The organism is Spirosoma rhododendri (assembly GCF_012849055.1).
GTDB lineage: Bacteria > Bacteroidota > Bacteroidia > Cytophagales > Spirosomataceae > Spirosoma > Spirosoma rhododendri.
Genome location: NZ_CP051677.1, coordinates 4,542,918 through 4,560,519, shown reverse-complemented (window position 1 = coordinate 4,560,519; position 17,602 = coordinate 4,542,918). Strand labels below are relative to the sequence as shown.

General features: G+C 56.0%; 18 protein-coding genes. 7 read left to right on the top strand and 11 right to left on the bottom strand.

The features are described from left to right. Positions 1 to 84 precede the first annotated feature (84 nt). The 7 genes from HH216_RS18940 to HH216_RS18910 all read right to left on the bottom strand — a co-directional run bounded on the left by HH216_RS18940 (position 85) and on the right by HH216_RS18910 (position 8,695). Complete coding sequence (locus HH216_RS18940) at positions 85 to 843, bottom strand: hypothetical protein (protein WP_169552223.1); 759 nt, start codon at positions 841 to 843, stop codon at positions 85 to 87. A gap of 158 nt (positions 844 to 1,001) precedes the next feature. Beyond that, the gene (glgB, locus tag HH216_RS18935) at positions 1,002 to 2,963 is read right to left on the bottom strand and encodes a 1,4-alpha-glucan branching protein GlgB (protein WP_169553443.1); all 1,962 of its coding nucleotides are present in this window, start codon (positions 2,961 to 2,963) and stop codon (positions 1,002 to 1,004) included. Between the two features lie 317 nt (positions 2,964 to 3,280). Beyond that, positions 3,281 to 4,114 carry an SDR family NAD(P)-dependent oxidoreductase gene (locus tag HH216_RS18930; RefSeq protein ID WP_169552222.1) on the bottom strand — a complete coding sequence of 278 codons (834 nt, stop codon included), beginning with the start codon at positions 4,112 to 4,114 and terminating at the stop codon, positions 3,281 to 3,283. A 165-nt stretch (positions 4,115 to 4,279) separates the two neighbouring features. Continuing rightward, positions 4,280 to 5,935, bottom strand: a complete 1,656-nt coding sequence (locus HH216_RS18925) for a putative maltokinase (protein WP_169552221.1) — start codon at positions 5,933 to 5,935, stop codon at positions 4,280 to 4,282. A gap of 83 nt (positions 5,936 to 6,018) precedes the next feature. Continuing rightward, the gene (locus HH216_RS18920) at positions 6,019 to 6,273 is read right to left on the bottom strand and encodes a hypothetical protein (RefSeq protein ID WP_169552220.1); all 255 of its coding nucleotides are present in this window, start codon (positions 6,271 to 6,273) and stop codon (positions 6,019 to 6,021) included. A gap of 387 nt (positions 6,274 to 6,660) precedes the next feature. Beyond that, a complete protein-coding gene (locus HH216_RS18915; RefSeq protein ID WP_169552219.1) occupies positions 6,661 to 8,172 on the bottom strand; it encodes a S8 family serine peptidase in 1,512 nt (503 codons plus the stop codon). Between the two features lie 127 nt (positions 8,173 to 8,299). Further along, complete coding sequence (locus HH216_RS18910; RefSeq protein WP_169552218.1) at positions 8,300 to 8,695, bottom strand: T9SS type A sorting domain-containing protein; 396 nt, start codon at positions 8,693 to 8,695, stop codon at positions 8,300 to 8,302. Positions 8,696 to 8,865: 170 nt separating this feature from the next. Between HH216_RS18910 and pgeF the strand changes: the two genes are divergently transcribed. Together pgeF and HH216_RS18900 are read left to right on the top strand one after the other, a co-directional pair. Next, positions 8,866 to 9,648 carry a peptidoglycan editing factor PgeF gene (gene pgeF / locus HH216_RS18905; RefSeq protein WP_169552217.1) on the top strand — a complete coding sequence of 261 codons (783 nt, stop codon included), beginning with the start codon at positions 8,866 to 8,868 and terminating at the stop codon, positions 9,646 to 9,648. Between the two features lie 62 nt (positions 9,649 to 9,710). Next, the gene (locus HH216_RS18900) at positions 9,711 to 9,953 is read left to right on the top strand and encodes a GlsB/YeaQ/YmgE family stress response membrane protein (RefSeq protein WP_169552216.1); all 243 of its coding nucleotides are present in this window, start codon (positions 9,711 to 9,713) and stop codon (positions 9,951 to 9,953) included. A gap of 92 nt (positions 9,954 to 10,045) precedes the next feature. On the opposite strand, the gene HH216_RS18895 is transcribed toward HH216_RS18900, so the two are convergent. Beyond that, on the bottom strand, positions 10,046 to 11,185 hold the full coding sequence (locus tag HH216_RS18895) for an acyl-CoA dehydrogenase family protein (protein WP_169552215.1): 1,140 nt from the start codon (positions 11,183 to 11,185) through the stop codon (positions 10,046 to 10,048). A gap of 369 nt (positions 11,186 to 11,554) precedes the next feature. On the opposite strand from HH216_RS18895, the gene HH216_RS18890 reads away from it, so the two are divergent. The 5 genes from HH216_RS18890 to HH216_RS18870 all read left to right on the top strand — a co-directional run bounded on the left by HH216_RS18890 (position 11,555) and on the right by HH216_RS18870 (position 15,676). Then, entirely contained in the window at positions 11,555 to 12,886 is a 1,332-nt protein-coding gene (locus HH216_RS18890) for a UDP-glucose dehydrogenase family protein (RefSeq protein WP_169552214.1), read from the top strand. A gap of 85 nt (positions 12,887 to 12,971) precedes the next feature. Beyond that, complete coding sequence (locus HH216_RS18885; RefSeq protein ID WP_169552213.1) at positions 12,972 to 13,952, top strand: UDP-glucuronic acid decarboxylase family protein; 981 nt, start codon at positions 12,972 to 12,974, stop codon at positions 13,950 to 13,952. Between the two features lie 228 nt (positions 13,953 to 14,180). Beyond that, positions 14,181 to 14,576 (top strand): hypothetical protein, encoded by a 396-nt coding sequence (locus HH216_RS18880; protein WP_169552212.1) that lies wholly within the window; start codon positions 14,181 to 14,183, stop codon positions 14,574 to 14,576. Then, the gene (locus HH216_RS18875; RefSeq protein ID WP_169552211.1) at positions 14,573 to 14,947 is read left to right on the top strand and encodes a hypothetical protein; all 375 of its coding nucleotides are present in this window, start codon (positions 14,573 to 14,575) and stop codon (positions 14,945 to 14,947) included. The genes HH216_RS18880 and HH216_RS18875 overlap by 4 nt, the downstream gene beginning before the upstream one ends. Before the next feature lie 21 nt (positions 14,948 to 14,968). After that, positions 14,969 to 15,676, top strand: a complete 708-nt coding sequence (locus HH216_RS18870; RefSeq protein ID WP_169552210.1) for a hypothetical protein — start codon at positions 14,969 to 14,971, stop codon at positions 15,674 to 15,676. A 58-nt stretch (positions 15,677 to 15,734) separates the two neighbouring features. On the opposite strand, the gene HH216_RS18865 is transcribed toward HH216_RS18870, so the two are convergent. The 3 genes from HH216_RS18865 to nspC all read right to left on the bottom strand — a co-directional run bounded on the left by HH216_RS18865 (position 15,735) and on the right by nspC (position 17,595). After that, the gene (locus tag HH216_RS18865; RefSeq protein ID WP_169552209.1) at positions 15,735 to 16,124 is read right to left on the bottom strand and encodes a type II toxin-antitoxin system VapC family toxin; all 390 of its coding nucleotides are present in this window, start codon (positions 16,122 to 16,124) and stop codon (positions 15,735 to 15,737) included. Continuing rightward, positions 16,118 to 16,339 (bottom strand): hypothetical protein, encoded by a 222-nt coding sequence (locus tag HH216_RS18860; RefSeq protein ID WP_169552208.1) that lies wholly within the window; start codon positions 16,337 to 16,339, stop codon positions 16,118 to 16,120. Before HH216_RS18860 ends, HH216_RS18865 begins: the two co-directional genes overlap by 7 nt. Positions 16,340 to 16,401: 62 nt before the next feature. Further along, positions 16,402 to 17,595 carry a carboxynorspermidine decarboxylase gene (gene nspC, locus HH216_RS18855; protein WP_169552207.1) on the bottom strand — a complete coding sequence of 398 codons (1,194 nt, stop codon included), beginning with the start codon at positions 17,593 to 17,595 and terminating at the stop codon, positions 16,402 to 16,404. Positions 17,596 to 17,602 lie beyond the last annotated feature (7 nt).

Sequence of the window (17,602 nt, the reverse complement as noted above, 5' to 3'; positions counted from 1 at the left end):
TGATTGAATGAGTGAGTGACGGAATGATTGAATAGGCTGGCGCATCCTGCTTTTATTCAATCATTCCGTCACTCACTCATTCAATCATTGAAATATCGGCAGTGTGACGGCCAGATAGGCCAGGCCGGAGCGATTGCGGAAGCGGTCGTTGTCGGCGATGACGTCCCGGTTGCTCATCCGTACTTCAGAGGTTAGCCACTGGTAGCCCACCTTGATACCAACGCGCTGACTGACGCGGATGCGGGCATACACGTCAGTCGATAAGGTGCCTAGGTTATTGTCGCCCAGCAGTCGGGCGTTGAGCCGCGAGGGCCGCGCCGACTGATCGGCGTTGGCACCCGTAAATGGTGAGGTTGTCGTTGAGTCGACCCGGTAGCGACCAGTCGACGACGTGACACGGCCGGTGCGGGTGCGGCCCAGCGTCAGGCCCACCAGATCGGCACTTGCGCCTAGCTCGACCCGCCCCAAATTAATCTGTGCCCGAACACCGATGCTGGCCGAGGTCATCGACACAAAATCGAAACGGAGGGTATCGATATTGGCCGGAACGAGCGGGGCTCCCAGCGCGCTGAAACCTGTTTTTTCGCGCGTCAGGCGGGCGGGGGCTGTGTAGCAGTCGATGTTGTCGCCGTAGAAAGCGCCCAGCCGAAAGTTCCAGCCCAGCGAGACAAGCTTGCGTTCGCCGATATTAAGCAACTGATAGTACTGAATCGACGGATTGTAGCGGTTGGTCGAGTAACCCATGCCGAGGTCATAACCGCTGCTCAGCCGCGCTGATACGGGCGACTGGGCAAAGGAAGTGACCGTGCCGAGCAGGCAGACGGCCAGCAAAAATTTCTTCATTCAGGCGTAATGAGATGATTGAGGGGGCAAAGATAGGGTATTGGACAGGATTACAGGATTCGCAGGATTTTTCTAGTAAAAAGCGCACCGATCCGCCAGCAAGCGAATCGGTGCGCTTAAATTTCAAGCTTATTATTCCTGTAATCCTGTCCAAAAGATTACTTCATTTTCAGCACGACGGCTCCCAGCGGGGGAATGTTTAGCTGAAGCGACTGCATCCGGCCCTGCCAGCCTTGCTCGTCCGAGTTTATTGCGTTGGGGTTGGTAACACCGCTGCCGTAAAACTCAGTAGCATCGCTGTTGAAAATCTCGTGGTACGTGCCACCCGTCGGTACGCCAATGCGGTAGCCATGACGCGGAACGGGCGTCATGTTCAACACAATCAGCAACGTATCTTCCGGGCGGTTGCCGTTCCGGGCATACGTAATCACACTGTTTTCCTGGTCCGACGTATCAATCCACTCGAAGCCGTTGGCCGTGAAGTTGCGGTCATACAGTCCCGGCTCGTTGCGGTAAAGCTGATTCAGTGCCTTAACGCAGGCCGCCATACCGCTGTGGGGCGCGTATTGCAGCAGGTGCCAGTCGAGACTCGAGTCGTATTTCCACTCTTCCGTCTGACCAAATTCACCACCCATAAACAGCAGTTTGGTGCCTGAGTGGGTAAACATGTACGAAAACAACAGCCGCAGGTTAGCAAACCGCTGCCATTCGTCGCCCGGCATTTTGCCGACCAGCGAATGCTTGCCGTACACCACCTCATCGTGTGATAGAGGCAGCATGAAGTTCTCCGTGAACGCGTATATCGTACTGAACGTCAGTTCGTTCTGGTGAAATTTGCGGAAGGCCGGGTCGCGCTCGAAGTAGCGAAGCGTGTCGTTCATCCAGCCCATCATCCATTTCATGCCGAAGCCAAGACCGCCCGTGTACAGGGGCCGCGATACGCCCGGGAACGAAGTCGATTCTTCGGCGATGGTCTGTGTGTCGGGGAAAGCTGCGTAAACGGCTTCGTTGATTTCCTTGAACAGCGAAATCGCGTCCAGGTTTTCGCGGCCACCGAACATATTCGGTTCCCACTCACCGGCATTGCGCGAATAGTCGAGGTAGAGCATCGACGCAACAGCATCGACCCGTAGTCCGTCAGCGTGGCAGCGGTCGAGCCAGAACAGGGCGTTCGACAGTAGGAACGAACGCACCTCCGGCCGACCGTAGTTGAAGATATAACTCTTCCAGTCGGGGTGGTAGCCTTTGCGCGGGTCGGGGTGTTCGTAGAGGTGCGAGCCGTCGAACTCGTACAGGCCGTGGGCATCGCCGGGGAAGTGACTTGGTACCCAGTCGAGCAACACGCCGATACCCGCCTGGTGCAGGCGCTCAACCAGGTGCATAAACTCCTGGGGCGTGCCGAATCGGCTGCTGGGTGCAAAGTAACCCGTGATCTGATAGCCCCACGACGGTGCGTAGGGATACTGCATGACGGGCATGAACTCGACGTGCGTAAAGCCCATATCCTGTATGTAAGGCACCAGCGCATCCGCGATTTCGCCATAGCTCAGCTCGCGCTCAGGGTTGCCCGGATCACGACGCCAGGATGCCAAGTGCATTTCGTACACCGAAATCGGGGCGTTCAGCGAGTTCTTGGCACCCCGGTTTGCCATCCAGTCCTGATCGTTCCACTCGTAGTAGGTGTCTGTGACTACCGACGCAGTTTTGGGCGGAACTTCCCACGAGTGAGCGTAGGGATCGCCTTTTTCCAGTTCGCGCCCACCTTCGTGGACGATGAAGTATTTATAGACAGTACCCCGACCGACGTTGGGTATGAAAATCTCCCAGATGCCCGACGAATCCCACCGTACGGCCATCGAGTGACTGCCTTTGTTCCAGCCATTGAAGTCGCCAATGACGGCTACGTAACGGGCCGAAGGAGCCCAAACGGCAAAGTACGTACCCGTCACACCGTTGTGCTCAACGACGTGCGAGCCAAATTTTTCGTACAGCCGCTGGTGCTTACCCGACCGGAACAGGTGAACGTCGAAGTCGGTAAAGCGGGAATATGATCCGGCCGATTCAGGGGCTGGTGCCGGCGAATCGGTTGCCGGAACTGGCTCCTGCACTGGGTCAGGCATTTCGGCCGGTGGGGGTGGGGTAGGCTGGCCGGGCGAATCCACGCTGGGCGAATCCACGCCGGGCAGTTGAGCCGTGGGCGCGTCGAGGCCCGGCGACATCACCGTAGCTGGGTCGATGGGGGCGGCTTCTCCGGTTTTTGGTTTGGGTTTACGGGCCGGTTTCGGCTTGGTTTCGCCCGACGAAGCGGGTTGTATAGCGTCGGCCGGTGGCGTGGGCTGCGCGTAGTTTTGAGTAGTGCTAGTCGTACGTTTTGCCATTAGGTAACGATTCGGAATACGTAGTGAACCCGAGGATCGGGCGGAAAGTTAGAAAAAACTCAGCCTTCAGTGTTGAACGTCCGCTCGATCTTGCTGCGAATAATCTGCACGTAGCGGGTTGGCAGCAGGCGCGTCAGCCACTCGATCTGCCGGGCGTCGGCCCCGATCAGCACCCGCGCTTTGTCCTGTTCGACCCCGCGCCAGATCTGCCGGGCGGCCTCGTCGGGCGTTGTGCGGGCGGCTTTCTCGAAGCTGCTGACCGCGTTTTGCTTCATCGCGTCCGTAACAGGCGTGTTTTTCCCCTGCCGGGCGCTGGAAGCAATGGCGGTTTTGATGCCGCCGGGGTGTACGCACGTTACCTTGATCGGCGTGTCGAGCAGTTCCATCCGCAACACGTCGCTGAACCCCCGAACGCCGAACTTCGCCGTGCTATACGCCGACTGATTCATCACCCCCGCCAGCCCGAACACGCTCGACAGGTTGACGATATGCCCCGCGTTGTGCTCCGTCATATACGGTAGAAAGGCTTTTGTCATGCGGATGACGCCCCACAGATTGATGCTGAGCAGCCACTCGAAATCGTCCAGCTCCGTCGTGGCGAAGGGGCCGCTGCTGAGCGCTACGCCCGCATTGTTGACCAGTATCAGCGGGCGGTTGCCGAGCGCCGGAATCGTTTCGTCGGCAAACCGCTGAATCGATGCGGCATCCGACACGTCGAGCTGGCGGGTCGTTACCGCACCACCCGCCAGCCGGTTGGTTTCGGCCAGCCCATTGAGGTTGATGTCGGTGGCAATGACCGGCGCGCCCGTTGCGGCAGCCTGTATGGCCAACTGCCGCCCAATGCCCGACCCGGCTCCGGTGATGATGATGACGTGATTCTTCAGGGTGGACATAGGTTTGTGATGTTTAGTGGTGTAGCCCTGCGAATGGGTGTAGCCTGGACGTCCACGTCCGGGTGCCCGTCAGGGCAACTTGTGCAGGCGGCAGCTTTTTGGTCGCTCTCGCGCCCACCCGGACGTGGACGTCCAGGCTACACCCATTCGTCAGGCTATATAGCCCTACCGCAACAGCCCTTTTTGCAGCATGGGAATGTCGGGGGAGAGCGTGACGCCGTCGCTGAGCCGGATTTTCTCGATCTCCGTAACGACGTCGATGATGCCTTTCAATGGAATTTTTACCCACGACGGCCGATAACTTATTTCGTAACCCAGCTCATACACCGCTTTTTCGAGCAGGTAGATCAGCAGCAGGAAGTTAATCTCGTTGTTGTTCCTGAAGAGGGGGTGCGGACTGCCGAAGGTGTCGAAATACGCGTCGAGGTACGTGTCGCGGATGAGGTGGAACCAGCGGTCGGAAACACGTTGTAGATAAGCCGGGTCGAGGTCTTCGGTTTCGGCAGAATTGAACAGCTTGGCGCTAACGGCATAGTGATACGAGCGAATCATACCGGCTACATCTTTCAGGGGCGAATGCTTGATCTTGCGGTCGGTGATGCTGCTTTCGGGTTCGCCCTCAAAGTCGATAATGACGAAATCAGTATCCGTTGCCAACACCTGCCCCAGGTGGTAATCGCCGTGAATACGGGTGCGGAGCGACCCCAGCGGACGCGTGCGGAAGTCATTGATAAAGGCTTCGATCATCTCGCGGGCTTCCATAAACACCCACGCCAGCCGCTGAGCCAGTGGGTCCAGCTCGGTATAGCGATCAATCAGCAACGTGTACCGCTGTTCGAGCAACGACTCGAAACGGTTGATGATAAACGTACGGTATTCGTCGGTGAAAGGCTCGGGGGCAAAGTCGGCGCTGGCAGTCGGATTGTAAAGGGCGTTGTGCATTTCGCCGGTTCGTCGGCCCAGCAGTTCCGCTTTCTCAAACACGTCTTCCCGAATCGTGAACAGTCGCTGTGGTACGGCGTAAAGAAAATCGTTGAGGTAGTCGCCGGTTTGTCCCCACGAATCTTTATCGTTGGGTACCATCCGCTGTACCATGCCCAGGGTCACGTCGGCAATGCCGTCGCGTTCCCAAACGAAGCTGCCGCCAAAGGCCGGGATGTGGGTAAACTGACCGACGTCCGTCAGAAACGCGACCATGTCGACCTCCGGATTGGTTTCACGAAATAGCTTGCGGTACAGCTTCATGAAGTATTTGTCGCCGAAGGTCATGGCCGAATTGCTCGAATCGACGGGCAGTACCCGCGATGGTAGCGACCGGTCGCCTTCGTCGAGCCCCTGCCCCCGCTGAAACCGAATCTGCCCCTCCGGCATCGCCATTGTCTGGTTGTCGTAGATGGCGTTGAAAAGCGCGTTGCGGAAGCGTTCGTCGTAAATCGCGTCGATGAGCAGCCCTGCCTTACCCGCCAACTGGACCTCACCGATGCGCCCCTTGTCGGGTACGTCGGCCACACCGAAGGTCCGCTCCTTCGTAGCCCGATCCGACACGAAGGACAGGGGGAGCAGGTAACTTTCGGGGTTACCATCGGCGTAGCTGACGGTCAGAATGGTCAGGTAGGCCACTTTGCCCGATTCGGCATCGATAAGCAGCGGCATAACCGCCCGCATCTGCAAGCCCGTTTGCTGACGCGCCTTTCCGGCAAACCAGCGACAGGTGTTGATGTAGGGAGGCAGCAGGGTCTGGCAGAGGTCCGACCAGATATCGGTATGCTGACCTGCATCGGACCAGGCTACGGGCGATGCAAAGGGTGGGGAAGTAGTCATGGGTTGTAGGAGAGCCATAATCGACACGGCAGAATTGACTTGATATGTGTCTGTTGGCTTTGTAAGGTATAAATAAATCTGGTTTAGGTTATACTGCCGCCTTCGTTTGTTCCCTTTCGAATGGCTGGTCGGGTGGTTGGCAGGGGTGTTATTGTCTCCGGGCTGATAGTCCAGTTGGGCAGTTGGCTGGCCAGTTTGTGGATGCGGTGGTCGGCATCCGTTTCAACCAGAACCGTCCGGCGGGACGTGTCGAGTAGCTGAGCCTGCTGCCCAATCAGCCGCAGGTCGTCGGGTGGTAGGGGGAGGGGGCCGTTGAATGCCAGCAGGTAACGTGCCATACGGGTAGGTAGTTAAGCGAGAGCATTGCCCCCGGCAGGGTTCTGCCGGGGGTGGTGTTAAGTTCTTGAATTGGTGTTGTCTATTGCCAAATTTTCTTCGGCCCGTTTACCCCCAGCCCCCTAAAGGGGGAGCGGTTCATTCGCGGAATGCTCCCCCTTTAGAGGTTGTTTGGGGAACAGATTTTTGTCATCCCGACGTCAGGAGGGATCTCCGGTGACAGGCGATTTTCGTGCTTCTAGCGAAGATCCCTCCTGCGTCGGGATGACAAAAAATGCGTTTTTGACTCGAAAAATCATTCCCCAAACAACCTCTTAGGGGGCTGGGGGGTATACAGACTAGCACTTAACAGCCCTGCTCACCTAGGACAGCCCCACTAACCGATTTGGTTACGAAACGGTTGGTGGGGTCGTTCCGTCGGGCAGAAGCAGCATCCCGGTTCCCTCGAACGTAGGGCCAAAACCCATCGGGCGAACGTACTTTGCCAACTGCTGAATCATCGCGTCGGACCGGGCGGCATTGCGTGGCATCTTAACCAGATCGGGGTGCCCCGACAGCAGCCGTGCCGCGATACCCGTTGCGGCCGGGCAGGCCATCGACGTACCGCTCAGGGGCGAATACCCACCCGGCACCGTCGACACAATGCCGACACCCGGCCCGGTAAAGTCGACACTGGAGCCGACGTTCGAGAAAGCCGCGATAAAATTCTTTTTGTCGGTGCCAAACGGAGCCGCTACGTTGGGCGCGTCGGTGGTGTTGGCCGGGAACGTGCCTTTGCGCCCCATCGCACTGACCGCCAGCGACAGCGAAAACGAAGCCGGAAAGCTGACCGGCTGCCGACCATCGTTCCCCGTTGCCACGAAGCAGAGCGTGCCGTTCTGGTACGCAAAGGTGATGGCTTCCTGCGTCGCCGTGTCCACCGGCCCACCACCCAGGCTCATGTTCAGCAGGTCGCACTTGTCGGCCACGGCCTGCTCAATGGCTTTGATAATCGCGAAGTTCGACGCACCGTTGCTGTTGCGGCCAAACACACGATACGCCCGCAGTGTGGCACCGGGCGCGATACCGCGTACGCCGGTCGGGGGTGTGCCCTGCGCGGCAATGATGCCTGACACGTGCGAACCATGCTCGTCGACGTCGGCAAAGTCTTTCGGATCGTCGCCCGTAACGGTGCAGGCTCCGCCCGCAATATTGAGGTCCGGATGGGGCCCCGCGCCCGTGTCGATAACGCCCACTGTCAGGCCGCTGCCGTTCGGTTCGCCGTCGGCCGGGGCAGGGTAGAAAAACGATTTGGCGTTTTGATAATCGAGCTTGACGGGCTGAATCGGTAGTTTGTCGCCCGTTTTGAGCGTTACTTTCTGCTTCCAGTAACTCCAGTAACCCACTTTGGGGTACACGTACAACTGGTCGATTTTCTGGTTCGTTATGTTCTTGAACGACACGACACCCTGCGCATCCGATGTCGCCTGTTCGCCCGTTCGATCGGCAAAGTTGGTAAACGCGACGACTGTTGCCCCGGCTACCGGTTTCGTTGTTTTAGCCTCGACGAGTTGAATTTTCAGCGCCACCTTCGCCTGCCCCTGTAACGGTCGCGCAACGGTGCGAATGCTTTCGCGGAACAGCTGCGGATAATAAAACACCTCCGGCACGATCAGCACACCCGGCAGTTGCGCCCGCAGTAAGGGCAGCTCGGACTCGGAAAGCTGTACCAGCTTCGCACCCTGCCCGTCGGTCGAGTCGAGCACAACCGCCACATTGGTCAGGTCGCCCGCCAGCACATCGCGCAGGCGGGTGTCGACGGTGAGGCTCTTAATGGCGTCGCGCGTGGTGGGGGTAGCGTCGGAAAACTGAATGCCCGTGCGGGGCAGCAGAATGTAGTTTCGGGGTGGTAGGTTGGCCATGCGCTTATCGGTTACGTTTCCTGTAATAACGCCATTTTGGGCCGTATAGCTGTAAATCGGGTGGGCATAAACCAGAAAAATCCGCCGGTCGCCCGGCGGATTTTGATTCGTGAAGGTGGGAGTCAGCTTAGTTCAGCGCAATCTGCCGCGCTGGCAGTTGTTCTTTCGGCGTGTTGATGGTTAGCTCCTGCGTTTTGGTTTCAGCACCGTTGGAGATTTCAACCGTGTAGACGCCGTCGGGCAGGGCGCTGATGTCGAACATAAACCGTGACTGCGTTTCGCGCTTGCCGACGTATTGGGTGAAGAGCGTGTTGCCCTTATCGTTTTTCATGCTGACCGTTACCCGACCGCCCTTTTGCTTGTCGAGCGCCAGGCGAAGGTTGCCGTTCGTTGCCGTGTACATAGACACCTCATAGGCGGCTGCCTGCTTAACCGGGCGGACGATGGGTTTGGCTTCGCAGAACGAAACAGCCGATGAAACAAGTGTGAAGGCAACGAGCAGTGATGTGACGAGCGTTTTCATGGTGTTGTGTGTTTTTGTGGTTGATTATGTTTTTGTGATTTACTTCCTGATTGGTGAAACAAAGATATATGCTACAGATGGTACTATGCATTGCAAACTACTGGAACGGTTGGTAAACTGGATGAGCGGTTCCCGGCCGGGTGATGAGCGGAAAATCGTACCTTCGGGCTATGTTGAGTTATACACCAGCGGAAGCGCAGCAGCTGCCGCTTTACCGCGTTCCCGGTCTGTTTACGTCGATTGATGGGTTGATTGCTGCCGAAAGCACCCGGCACGGTGGGGTTAGCCCGGCCCCGTTCGCGGCATTGAACCTGGGCATCAACACCGCCGACGATCCGGCTAATGTTGACGAAAACCGGCTCCGCTTCTTCTCGGCCATCGGTACCACCGAGTTTGGGTTTGCCTCGGCGCATCAGGTACATGGCACGGCGGTGCTGCACGTAACGGAAGCCGGTCGGTACGAAGGCTACGACGCCCTGATGACGAACGTATCCGATCTGCTCATCGGTGTCACCGTGGCCGATTGTGTACCCATCCTGATTTACGACAGTGGGCAGCGGGCCGTAGCGGCCGTACACGCGGGCTGGCGCGGCACCGTCGGGCGGATTGTGCAGGAAACGATCACCCAGATGCAGCAGCAGTTTGGTACCCAACCCGCCGACTGCCATATATATATTGGTACCTGTATCGATCAGCACGCGTTCGACATTGGGCCGGAGGTAGCTACCCAGTTCGACGCGTCGCTCCTTGGTACTAACCCGCAAACGGGCCGCACCTGCGCCGACCTGAAACGGGCCAATATGAATTTGTGTCTGGCGATGGGGGTACCTGCGTCGCAGATCGAGGTGTCTCCCTTTTCGACCGTCGCAAACAACGACGATTACTTTTCGTACCGGGCTGAGCAGGGGCAGACGGGCCGGATGCTGGCCGTAATCGGATTAAAGAATACTTAAACAAACCCAGCCTGTGGGTGTTATTATGGCTGTTTACCACCTATAAACGCACCTTTACTACTATGGGCTTCCTTGTTTCTATTCTCGTTGGGGCGGTGGCCGGATGGCTGGCTGACCTCGTGTTCAAACGGTTCTCGTTTTCGCTGATCGTTCAGATCCTGCTGGGTATCGTTGGTGGTTTCGTCGGCGGATTGATTTTTGGTAAATCAACTGGTATCCTCGACAACATCCTGACCTCGTTCGTCGGAGCGGTAATCGTACTTGGTATTGCAGCCTTGATAAAAGGGCAACAGAAGACGGTCTAGCCGTCAACTGGATAAACTAGAAAAGAGGTGATAGGAAAGACGCTAGCGCAAACCGGTCTTTCTTATCACCTCTTTTCTGTTCCTTATACTGTCTACTTCAATATCTGCCGCGAGATAACCAGCTTCTGAATCTCGCTCGTTCCTTCGCCGATGGTACAAAGCTTGGCGTCGCGGTAGAATTTTTCGACGGGAAAATCTTTGATATAGCCGTAACCGCCGAATACCTGTACGGCTTCGTTAGCCACCCGGACGGCCGCTTCCGACGCAAACAGCTTTGCCATTGCCGATTGCTTTGTTACGGTTTTACCTTCGTCTTTCAAATCAGCCGCCTGATAAGTCAGCAGTTTGGCCGCTTCTACATCGGTCGCCATGTCGGCCAGTTTAAAGCTGATACCCTGGAAGCTGGCGATAGGTTGCCCGAATTGCTGGCGTTCCTGCGCGTAGGCCAACGCTGCATCATACGCCCCCCAGGCAATGCCCAGGCTGAGCGCGGCAATCGAAATGCGGCCCCCGTCGAGCACTTTCAGGGACTGAACAAACCCGTCACCCACGGCACCCAGCCGCTGACTATCGGATATCCGGCAGTCTTCGAACAGCATTTCGGCCGTTTCGGACGCCCGCATCCCCAGCTTATCTTCTTTTTTACCACCCGAAAAACCGGGCGTGCCCCGCTCAACGATAAAGGCCGTGGCGTTGTGCGGAGTGTTTGGTTCGCCCGTCCGGGCAATGACCACCGCAACCTGCCCGCTGCGCCCGTGCGTAATAAAGTTTTTGGCCCCATTGAGCACCCAGTCATCACCTACCCGCACGGCCGTAGTTCGCATGTTACCCGCGTCGGAGCCGGTGTTAGGCTCGGTCAGACCCCAGGCTCCGAGCCACTCACCCGATGCCAGCCGGGGCAGGTAAGTAGCCTTCTGATCGTCGTTGCCAAACAGTAGAATGTGGTTCGTACAGAGTGAGTTATGGGCAGCCATCGACAGGCCCACCGCCCCGTCGACCCGTGACAGTTCAACGATCGCGGCAACATATTCCCGGTAGCCCAGTCCGGCACCACCATAGGCTTCCGGTACGAGCATACCCATCAGCCCCTGCTCGCCCAGTTTGCGAAAGAGATCGGCGGGAAAATACTGACTTTCGTCCCACTGCCGGACGTTTGGGCGGATCAGACGCTCGCTTAAATCACGAACTGATTGCGCTATTAATTCTTGGTTTTCTACAATTTCGTTAACCATGTACAGGTGCCTGCTAATGAAGTGATAATACCCTAATATCCAAAAAATAAGTGACGCGGCAAACTGTTATGGGTCAAGATTTGCAGGTATTCGTATATACCGGCAGTAACAAACAATTCGTTGATATTTAGCCTACTATCGGCTGATAATTTGGTTTATGCCCTTCTTTGCGGGTGCATCAGGCAGGCGTTAAACCGTACGTTTTTCGTGGCCGAACCGGAATTCATTGCATACCCGGAGACACCGTTTAGTCAGTATGGAGTGAGTAAACGGGGCATTTATTAAAAAACTCCTATTTTTGCGAGTGCCAGTCTGTCGAGCGGCTGGCAACGCAGATCGATTAAAGACACTCATTTATAACAAGTTCATATGAAACTGGCAGTTGTAGGTACTGGGTACGTGGGACTCGTAACAGGCACTTGTTTCGCCGAAACCGGCAATCAGGTAACCTGCGTCGACATTGACGTGCGGAAAGTTGAGAAACTGAACAACGGTATTATTCCGATTTACGAACCCGGACTTGATGTTCTGTTCAACCGCAACGTAGAACAGGGGCGGCTGACGTTCACAACCGACCTGGAAGAGGGTATCAAGGGGGCTGAGGTGATCTTCCTCGCGCTGCCGACCCCGCCGGGCGAAGATGGATCGGCCGATCTGAAATACATCCTGAAAGTAGCGTCGGACCTGGGGCCGCTCCTGAATCAGTACGCGGTTATCATCGATAAAAGCACGGTACCGGTAGGAACTGCCGAGAAAGTGCACGCGCACATCGCCGACAATGCCAAAGTCGACTTCGACGTGGTGTCGAATCCTGAATTCCTGCGGGAAGGTGTGGCCGTTGAAGATTTCATGAAGCCGGATCGCGTCGTGATCGGCACCAAATCGGAGCGGGCAAAAACGGTGATGAATCGGCTTTACGCACCACTCGTGCGGCAGGGTAACCCTATCATCTTCATGGATGAGCGGTCTGCGGAGATGACCAAATATGCCGCTAACGCGTTCCTGGCCACGAAAATCACGTTTATGAACGAAATCGCCAACCTGTGCGAACGGGCAGGCGCCAACGTCGACGACATCCGGCGTGGTATTGGTACCGACAGCCGTATTGGCAAGCGTTTCCTGTTTGCCGGTATCGGCTACGGCGGTAGCTGCTTCCCGAAAGACGTACAGGCACTGGCGAAAACGGCGAAAGATTTCGATTACGATTTCAAAGTACTGAAGTCGGTGATGGAAGTTAACGACAGCCAGAAAGTGAAAATGCTGCCCTACGTGATGAACCACTTCGGCAACGACCTGAAAGGCAAGACCATTGCTGTGTGGGGTCTGGCTTTCAAACCCTACACCGACGATATTCGGGAAGCACCCGCTCTCGACAACATCCGGGCCCTGCTGGAAGCCGGTGCCAAGGTAACGGTATACGATCCCGAAGCCATGGAGAACGTGCGCAATATCATGGGCAACAGCATTGTTTACGCACACACGCAGTACGCGGCACTCGACGATGCCGATGCGCTGATGATCGTGACCGAATGGCCGCTGTTCCGCACCCCCGATTTCGACAAGATGAATCTGCTGATGAAAAATCAGGTCATCTTTGACGGTCGTAACGTGTACGAAATCGACCAGATGCGCGAAATGAACTACACCTATTACAGCGTCGGTCGCGAAGCCGTCCTGGCTCCCGTCGAGCAGAAAGCCTAATTGTTGGTTTAAAGTTTAAGGTTTGTTGTTTAATGTTGTCAGACACCAAACCTTAAACCTAAAACTGTAAACTTTAAACCTACCAATGAAACGAGTACTTATTACCGGCGGGGCCGGCTTTTTGGGCTCGCACCTGTGCGACCGGTTTATCAAGGAAGGGTATCACGTAATTGCGATGGACAACCTGATCACAGGCGACATCCGCAACCTTGAGCACCTGTTCAAACTGCCGAATTTCGAGTTCTATCACCACGACGTATCGAAGTTCATCCACGTGCCGGGTGAGCTGGACTACATTCTGCACTTCGCGTCGCCGGCCAGCCCGATCGATTACCTGAAAATCCCGATTCAGACGCTGAAAGTGGGATCGCTGGGTATTCACAATTGCCTGGGTCTGGCGCGGGTGAAGAAAGCCCGCGTGCTGATCGCATCGACGTCGGAAATCTACGGTGACCCGACAATCCACCCACAGCCCGAAGAGTACTGGGGTAACGTAAACCCGGTTGGCCCGCGCGGTGTGTACGACGAAGCCAAGCGTTTTCAGGAAGCGATGACGATGGCCTACCATACCTACCACGGGCTGGAAACGCGCATTGTCCGGATTTTTAACACCTACGGCCCCCGCATGCGGCTGAACGACGGTCGGGTATTGCCCGCTTTCATCGGCCAGGCCCTGCGCGGTGAAGACCTGACGGTGTTTGGTGATGGTAGTCAGACGCGTTCGTTCTGCTACGTCGACGATCTGGTAGAAGGCATCTACCGCCTGTTGTTGAGCGACTACGCTTACCCGGTCAACGTCGGTAATCCGTCGGAGATCACGATCAAAGAGTTTGGCGAGGAGATCATCAAGCTGACCGGCACAACGCAGAAGCTGGTTTTCAAAGAGCTGCCCAAAGACGATCCGAAGCAGCGGCAACCTGATATTACCAAGGCGAAAGCGATTCTCGGCTGGGAACCGAAAGTTTCCCGTTCGGAAGGATTGCGCATCACCTATGAATACTTCAAGAACCTACCCGAAGAAGAGCTGTACCACGCGGCTTATCACCGGGAGTTCGCTAAAAAATAGCGTATATGGCCTGCTTGTATTAAAGCGGAAGGCCTTACTTTTGTCGTAGTATTGCCTTGAGCAGTACTACTTTAGCTGTCTTTAAAAACCTGCACGCTTTCTGGTATGCAGGTTTTTTGTGTTTAACCGGTTGGCCCGAGTGGGGGTGTCCCGTTCCGGTAAAACCAACACAAAGGCCGAACATTTGCCCGTATTACCGGTTCTGTTTCAACATAACTCAGCAACGGTATGAATCACGAAAAGGAGAAAATCGACAGTATGGTTGAGCGTACGCTGGCCATGCTTGGGGGTAGTGAAGACGCCCCTACGCCCGACGCCGGGGCCGACCTGGTGCAGGAATGGATCTTCGTTGTTCGCTCAAATGTCAGTACCCAGTGGGTGGCTGAGCCGCTCGAAAAGCTGCGCGATGCCATCTACAAAAACGACCTGCACGAAATCGACGGGCTGATGCACGGCCTGTCGGGTATGACCGTCGATCTGGCCAACAACGCAGCTGCTACCGAGTACATCGCCGAACTTCAAAATCTGTCGACGGTGCTGAAAGACTTTGCCGATGGGCTTGCCGACCTTCAGTCGGGTCAACAAATCAATACAACGGACGTAGAAAACGAAGACGCTGTATGATCTCCAACGACAAAAACCAGATCTCGCTCATTGACGAGACCGTGAATACGCTCGACGGCAATATCGACACCACAACGGGTACGGAAGGGCTGTCGCTGATCGACAAGTGGCTGAATCATTTGAATGACGCCGGTACCGACGAAACACAGGCTATTCTGGACACGCTCGAACTGCTGCGGCCGGAAATAGACACGGCGCAACGCTACAACCGCCCCGACAATCAGCGTATTGCTGAACTGCTGGAGCAACTGGTTAGCCAAACCCGCGCCGTTGCCGGTAAGCCGGAGGCCAGTGCCGAGCAGACCGAACTGGCGCAACTCATTGCCGTACTGGAAAATCTACATCAGCAGGCCGCCGGTCTGACTGCATAAACTACTAAACCCAACAATTTCATGGCACTCGATCAACATGCCGAAAACCTGGTTAGCCTGACGAAAAAAGCGTTCGGGGGCGATGCCAACAGCGTATCAATGACGGACGGTCTCTCACTCATCGAGAGCTGGACCAGCTTTCTGAAAACCGACCCATCGACCGGTACGGACATACTGGGCGGATTAGATGAACTCAAAACCCAGTTTGTGGGTGGGCAGCCCAACGCGACGCAGGTACAGCAGACGCTGCAAAAGCTGGCGAAGCAGACGGAGAAGCTGGCCGGTACAGTCGATGCCGAAGATAAGTCGACGCTCACATCACTCGCGGAGTCGTTACATAATATGAGTCAGCAAATTGGCGGAACGGGGCATCCGGCACCCACGGGCGGAGAGGCCCCCATGACAAGTACCGTCGGCGGGGAGTCCACGCGCAGCGGTGCGGGTATATCGGCCCTGGCTGATGATGGCGATGATCTGGCGGACCGTCAGGGCGGTACCCGCGACGATGCCGATGAATCCGACGACGTCGATTACATGGATGATACAACCGGCAGTGATGGCGGCATTCGTGCAGGCGAAGCCGAGGGTGACAGTGCCTACAGCCCGCAGACTGGTAATTCGTCAGCTAACTCATCACGTAGCAACGCGTCGCGCGTGAGCGGCATGGGCGTTTCGGGTGGTACCGCCGACTCTGAATCGTCGCAATCGGAAGGTCGTTCGCAATACTAAGCATTCACTAACAACACGCAGGCCCGGTCAGTAGCTCACTGACCGGGCCTGCGTGTTGTTAGTGATACGGATTCCGGTACTGGAGTTCATCAACTCGTTTGAAGTCCCGCTCATTTCGACTCAACAGTGACCGGTTGAGTGTGATAGCCGTTGCCGCCACCACCGCATCTGGCAATTTTATTCGGGCTGTTTTGCGAATACTGATCGCTTTATCAATAATGGCTGGATCCTGCAACGGTACCGTGTGCGCCAACGAAATCAGGTTTTGGCACGACTGATTATATGCTTCAGGTGCCTCAAAACAAAGTAATTCAATCTGGGTAATGACCGATATATACAGTTCGTCGTTGTCGATTAGCTCATTCACCAGATACGTGTACTCAGCGGGTAATGCGTCTGCCAGATAATCGATCAACACATTGGTGTCGACTAGATAAGCAGCTACCATTCGTTACGCAGGGCCGTTAGCTGACGGTGCAAATCGGCCGCTACTTCGGGGCTGATCGAGCCACGAAGCTGATCCGACCGTTTCCGAACTGGCTCGTTAGTCGTAATTTCTGGGAGCACAGATTGTTCTGTCAGACGGATAACTGACAGGTTTTCCAAATCCCGTAAAAGAGGAACGGCCTTATCGTCCAGAATTTCAACGACGAACGTTTGCATAGCAGCAGAATTTACCTCAAAATAAAACAGAAACAGGTAGTAAACAAGCCCTCGTTGATCGCTTAGCTCAGGCGGTCTTTGAAACTCTCGTAGCCGTAGGAGCGTATCAGCGAGAATGCTTCATCTTCTTTCCAGACGCCGATGCTAGGCAGGTTAACGCCATTAAACGTGCTTGTTTTAACCATCGTGTAGTGAATCATGTCATCGAAAACCAATTGGTCGCCAATTTGGAGCGGAGCATCGAACGAGTAGTCGCCCATGAAGTCACCCGCCAGGCAGGTCATGCCGCCGAGCCGGTATGTCGGTTTGCCCGCGACGGGCTCGTGGTACGAATTCAGAATGCGGGGCTTATAGGGCATTTCGAGCGTGTCGGGCATGTGGGCCGCAAACGAGGTATCGAGAATGGCCACGTCGATACCCTGACTGTCGACCACGTCGAGAACCGTCGAAACGAGGACGCCCGTCTGCCAGGCGATGGCCGAGCCGGGTTCTAGAATGATGTCGACGTTATATTTTTCCCGAAACGCTTTCAGCAAACCGATCAGGTGATCGGTGTCGTAGCCTTCGCGGGTCATCAGGTGACCCCCGCCGAAGTTGACCCATTTGGCCTGGTGCAGCAGCGCATCGAAGCGACTTTCGAGGGCTGTCAGCGTCCGTTCGAGCGTAAACGAATCGTTTTCGCAGAGCGTGTGGAAGTGAATACCATCCAGCCCGTCGGGGAGTTGGTCGGGTAGCTGATCGCGGGTCGAGCCAAGCCGGGAGCCGGGTACGCAGGGGTTGTACATATCCGTGGCTACTTCCGAATACTGCGGGTTGACCCGGATGCCGCACGAGACTGTTGGTTTGCCGTCGGCCTGTCGTTGGGCATTGTAAGCCGCAACCCGCCCGCTGAACCGCTCCCACTGACTCCAGGAGTTGAACGTCAGGTGGCTGCTGCGGGTCAGGACTTCGGCAAATTCGTCGTCGCGGTAGGCTGGGATGTACGAATGCGCCGGTACGTTCATGTACTCGTTTACCAGCCTGATCTCGTTGAGTGATGAAGCGGTTGCGCCACTCAGATACTCGCGTACGAGCGGGAAGGCGCTGAACATCGAAAAGCCTTTCAGGGCCAGAATGATCGTAACACCGGCCGATTTCTGCACCGAATCAATGAGCTGAAGATTCCGGCGGAGTTTAGCTTCTTCGAGCACGAAACAGGGAGAGGGAATGCTCGTTCCGGTGGGATTGTCGAGGTACTGTAGCAGGGGCGAATTCATACCGCAA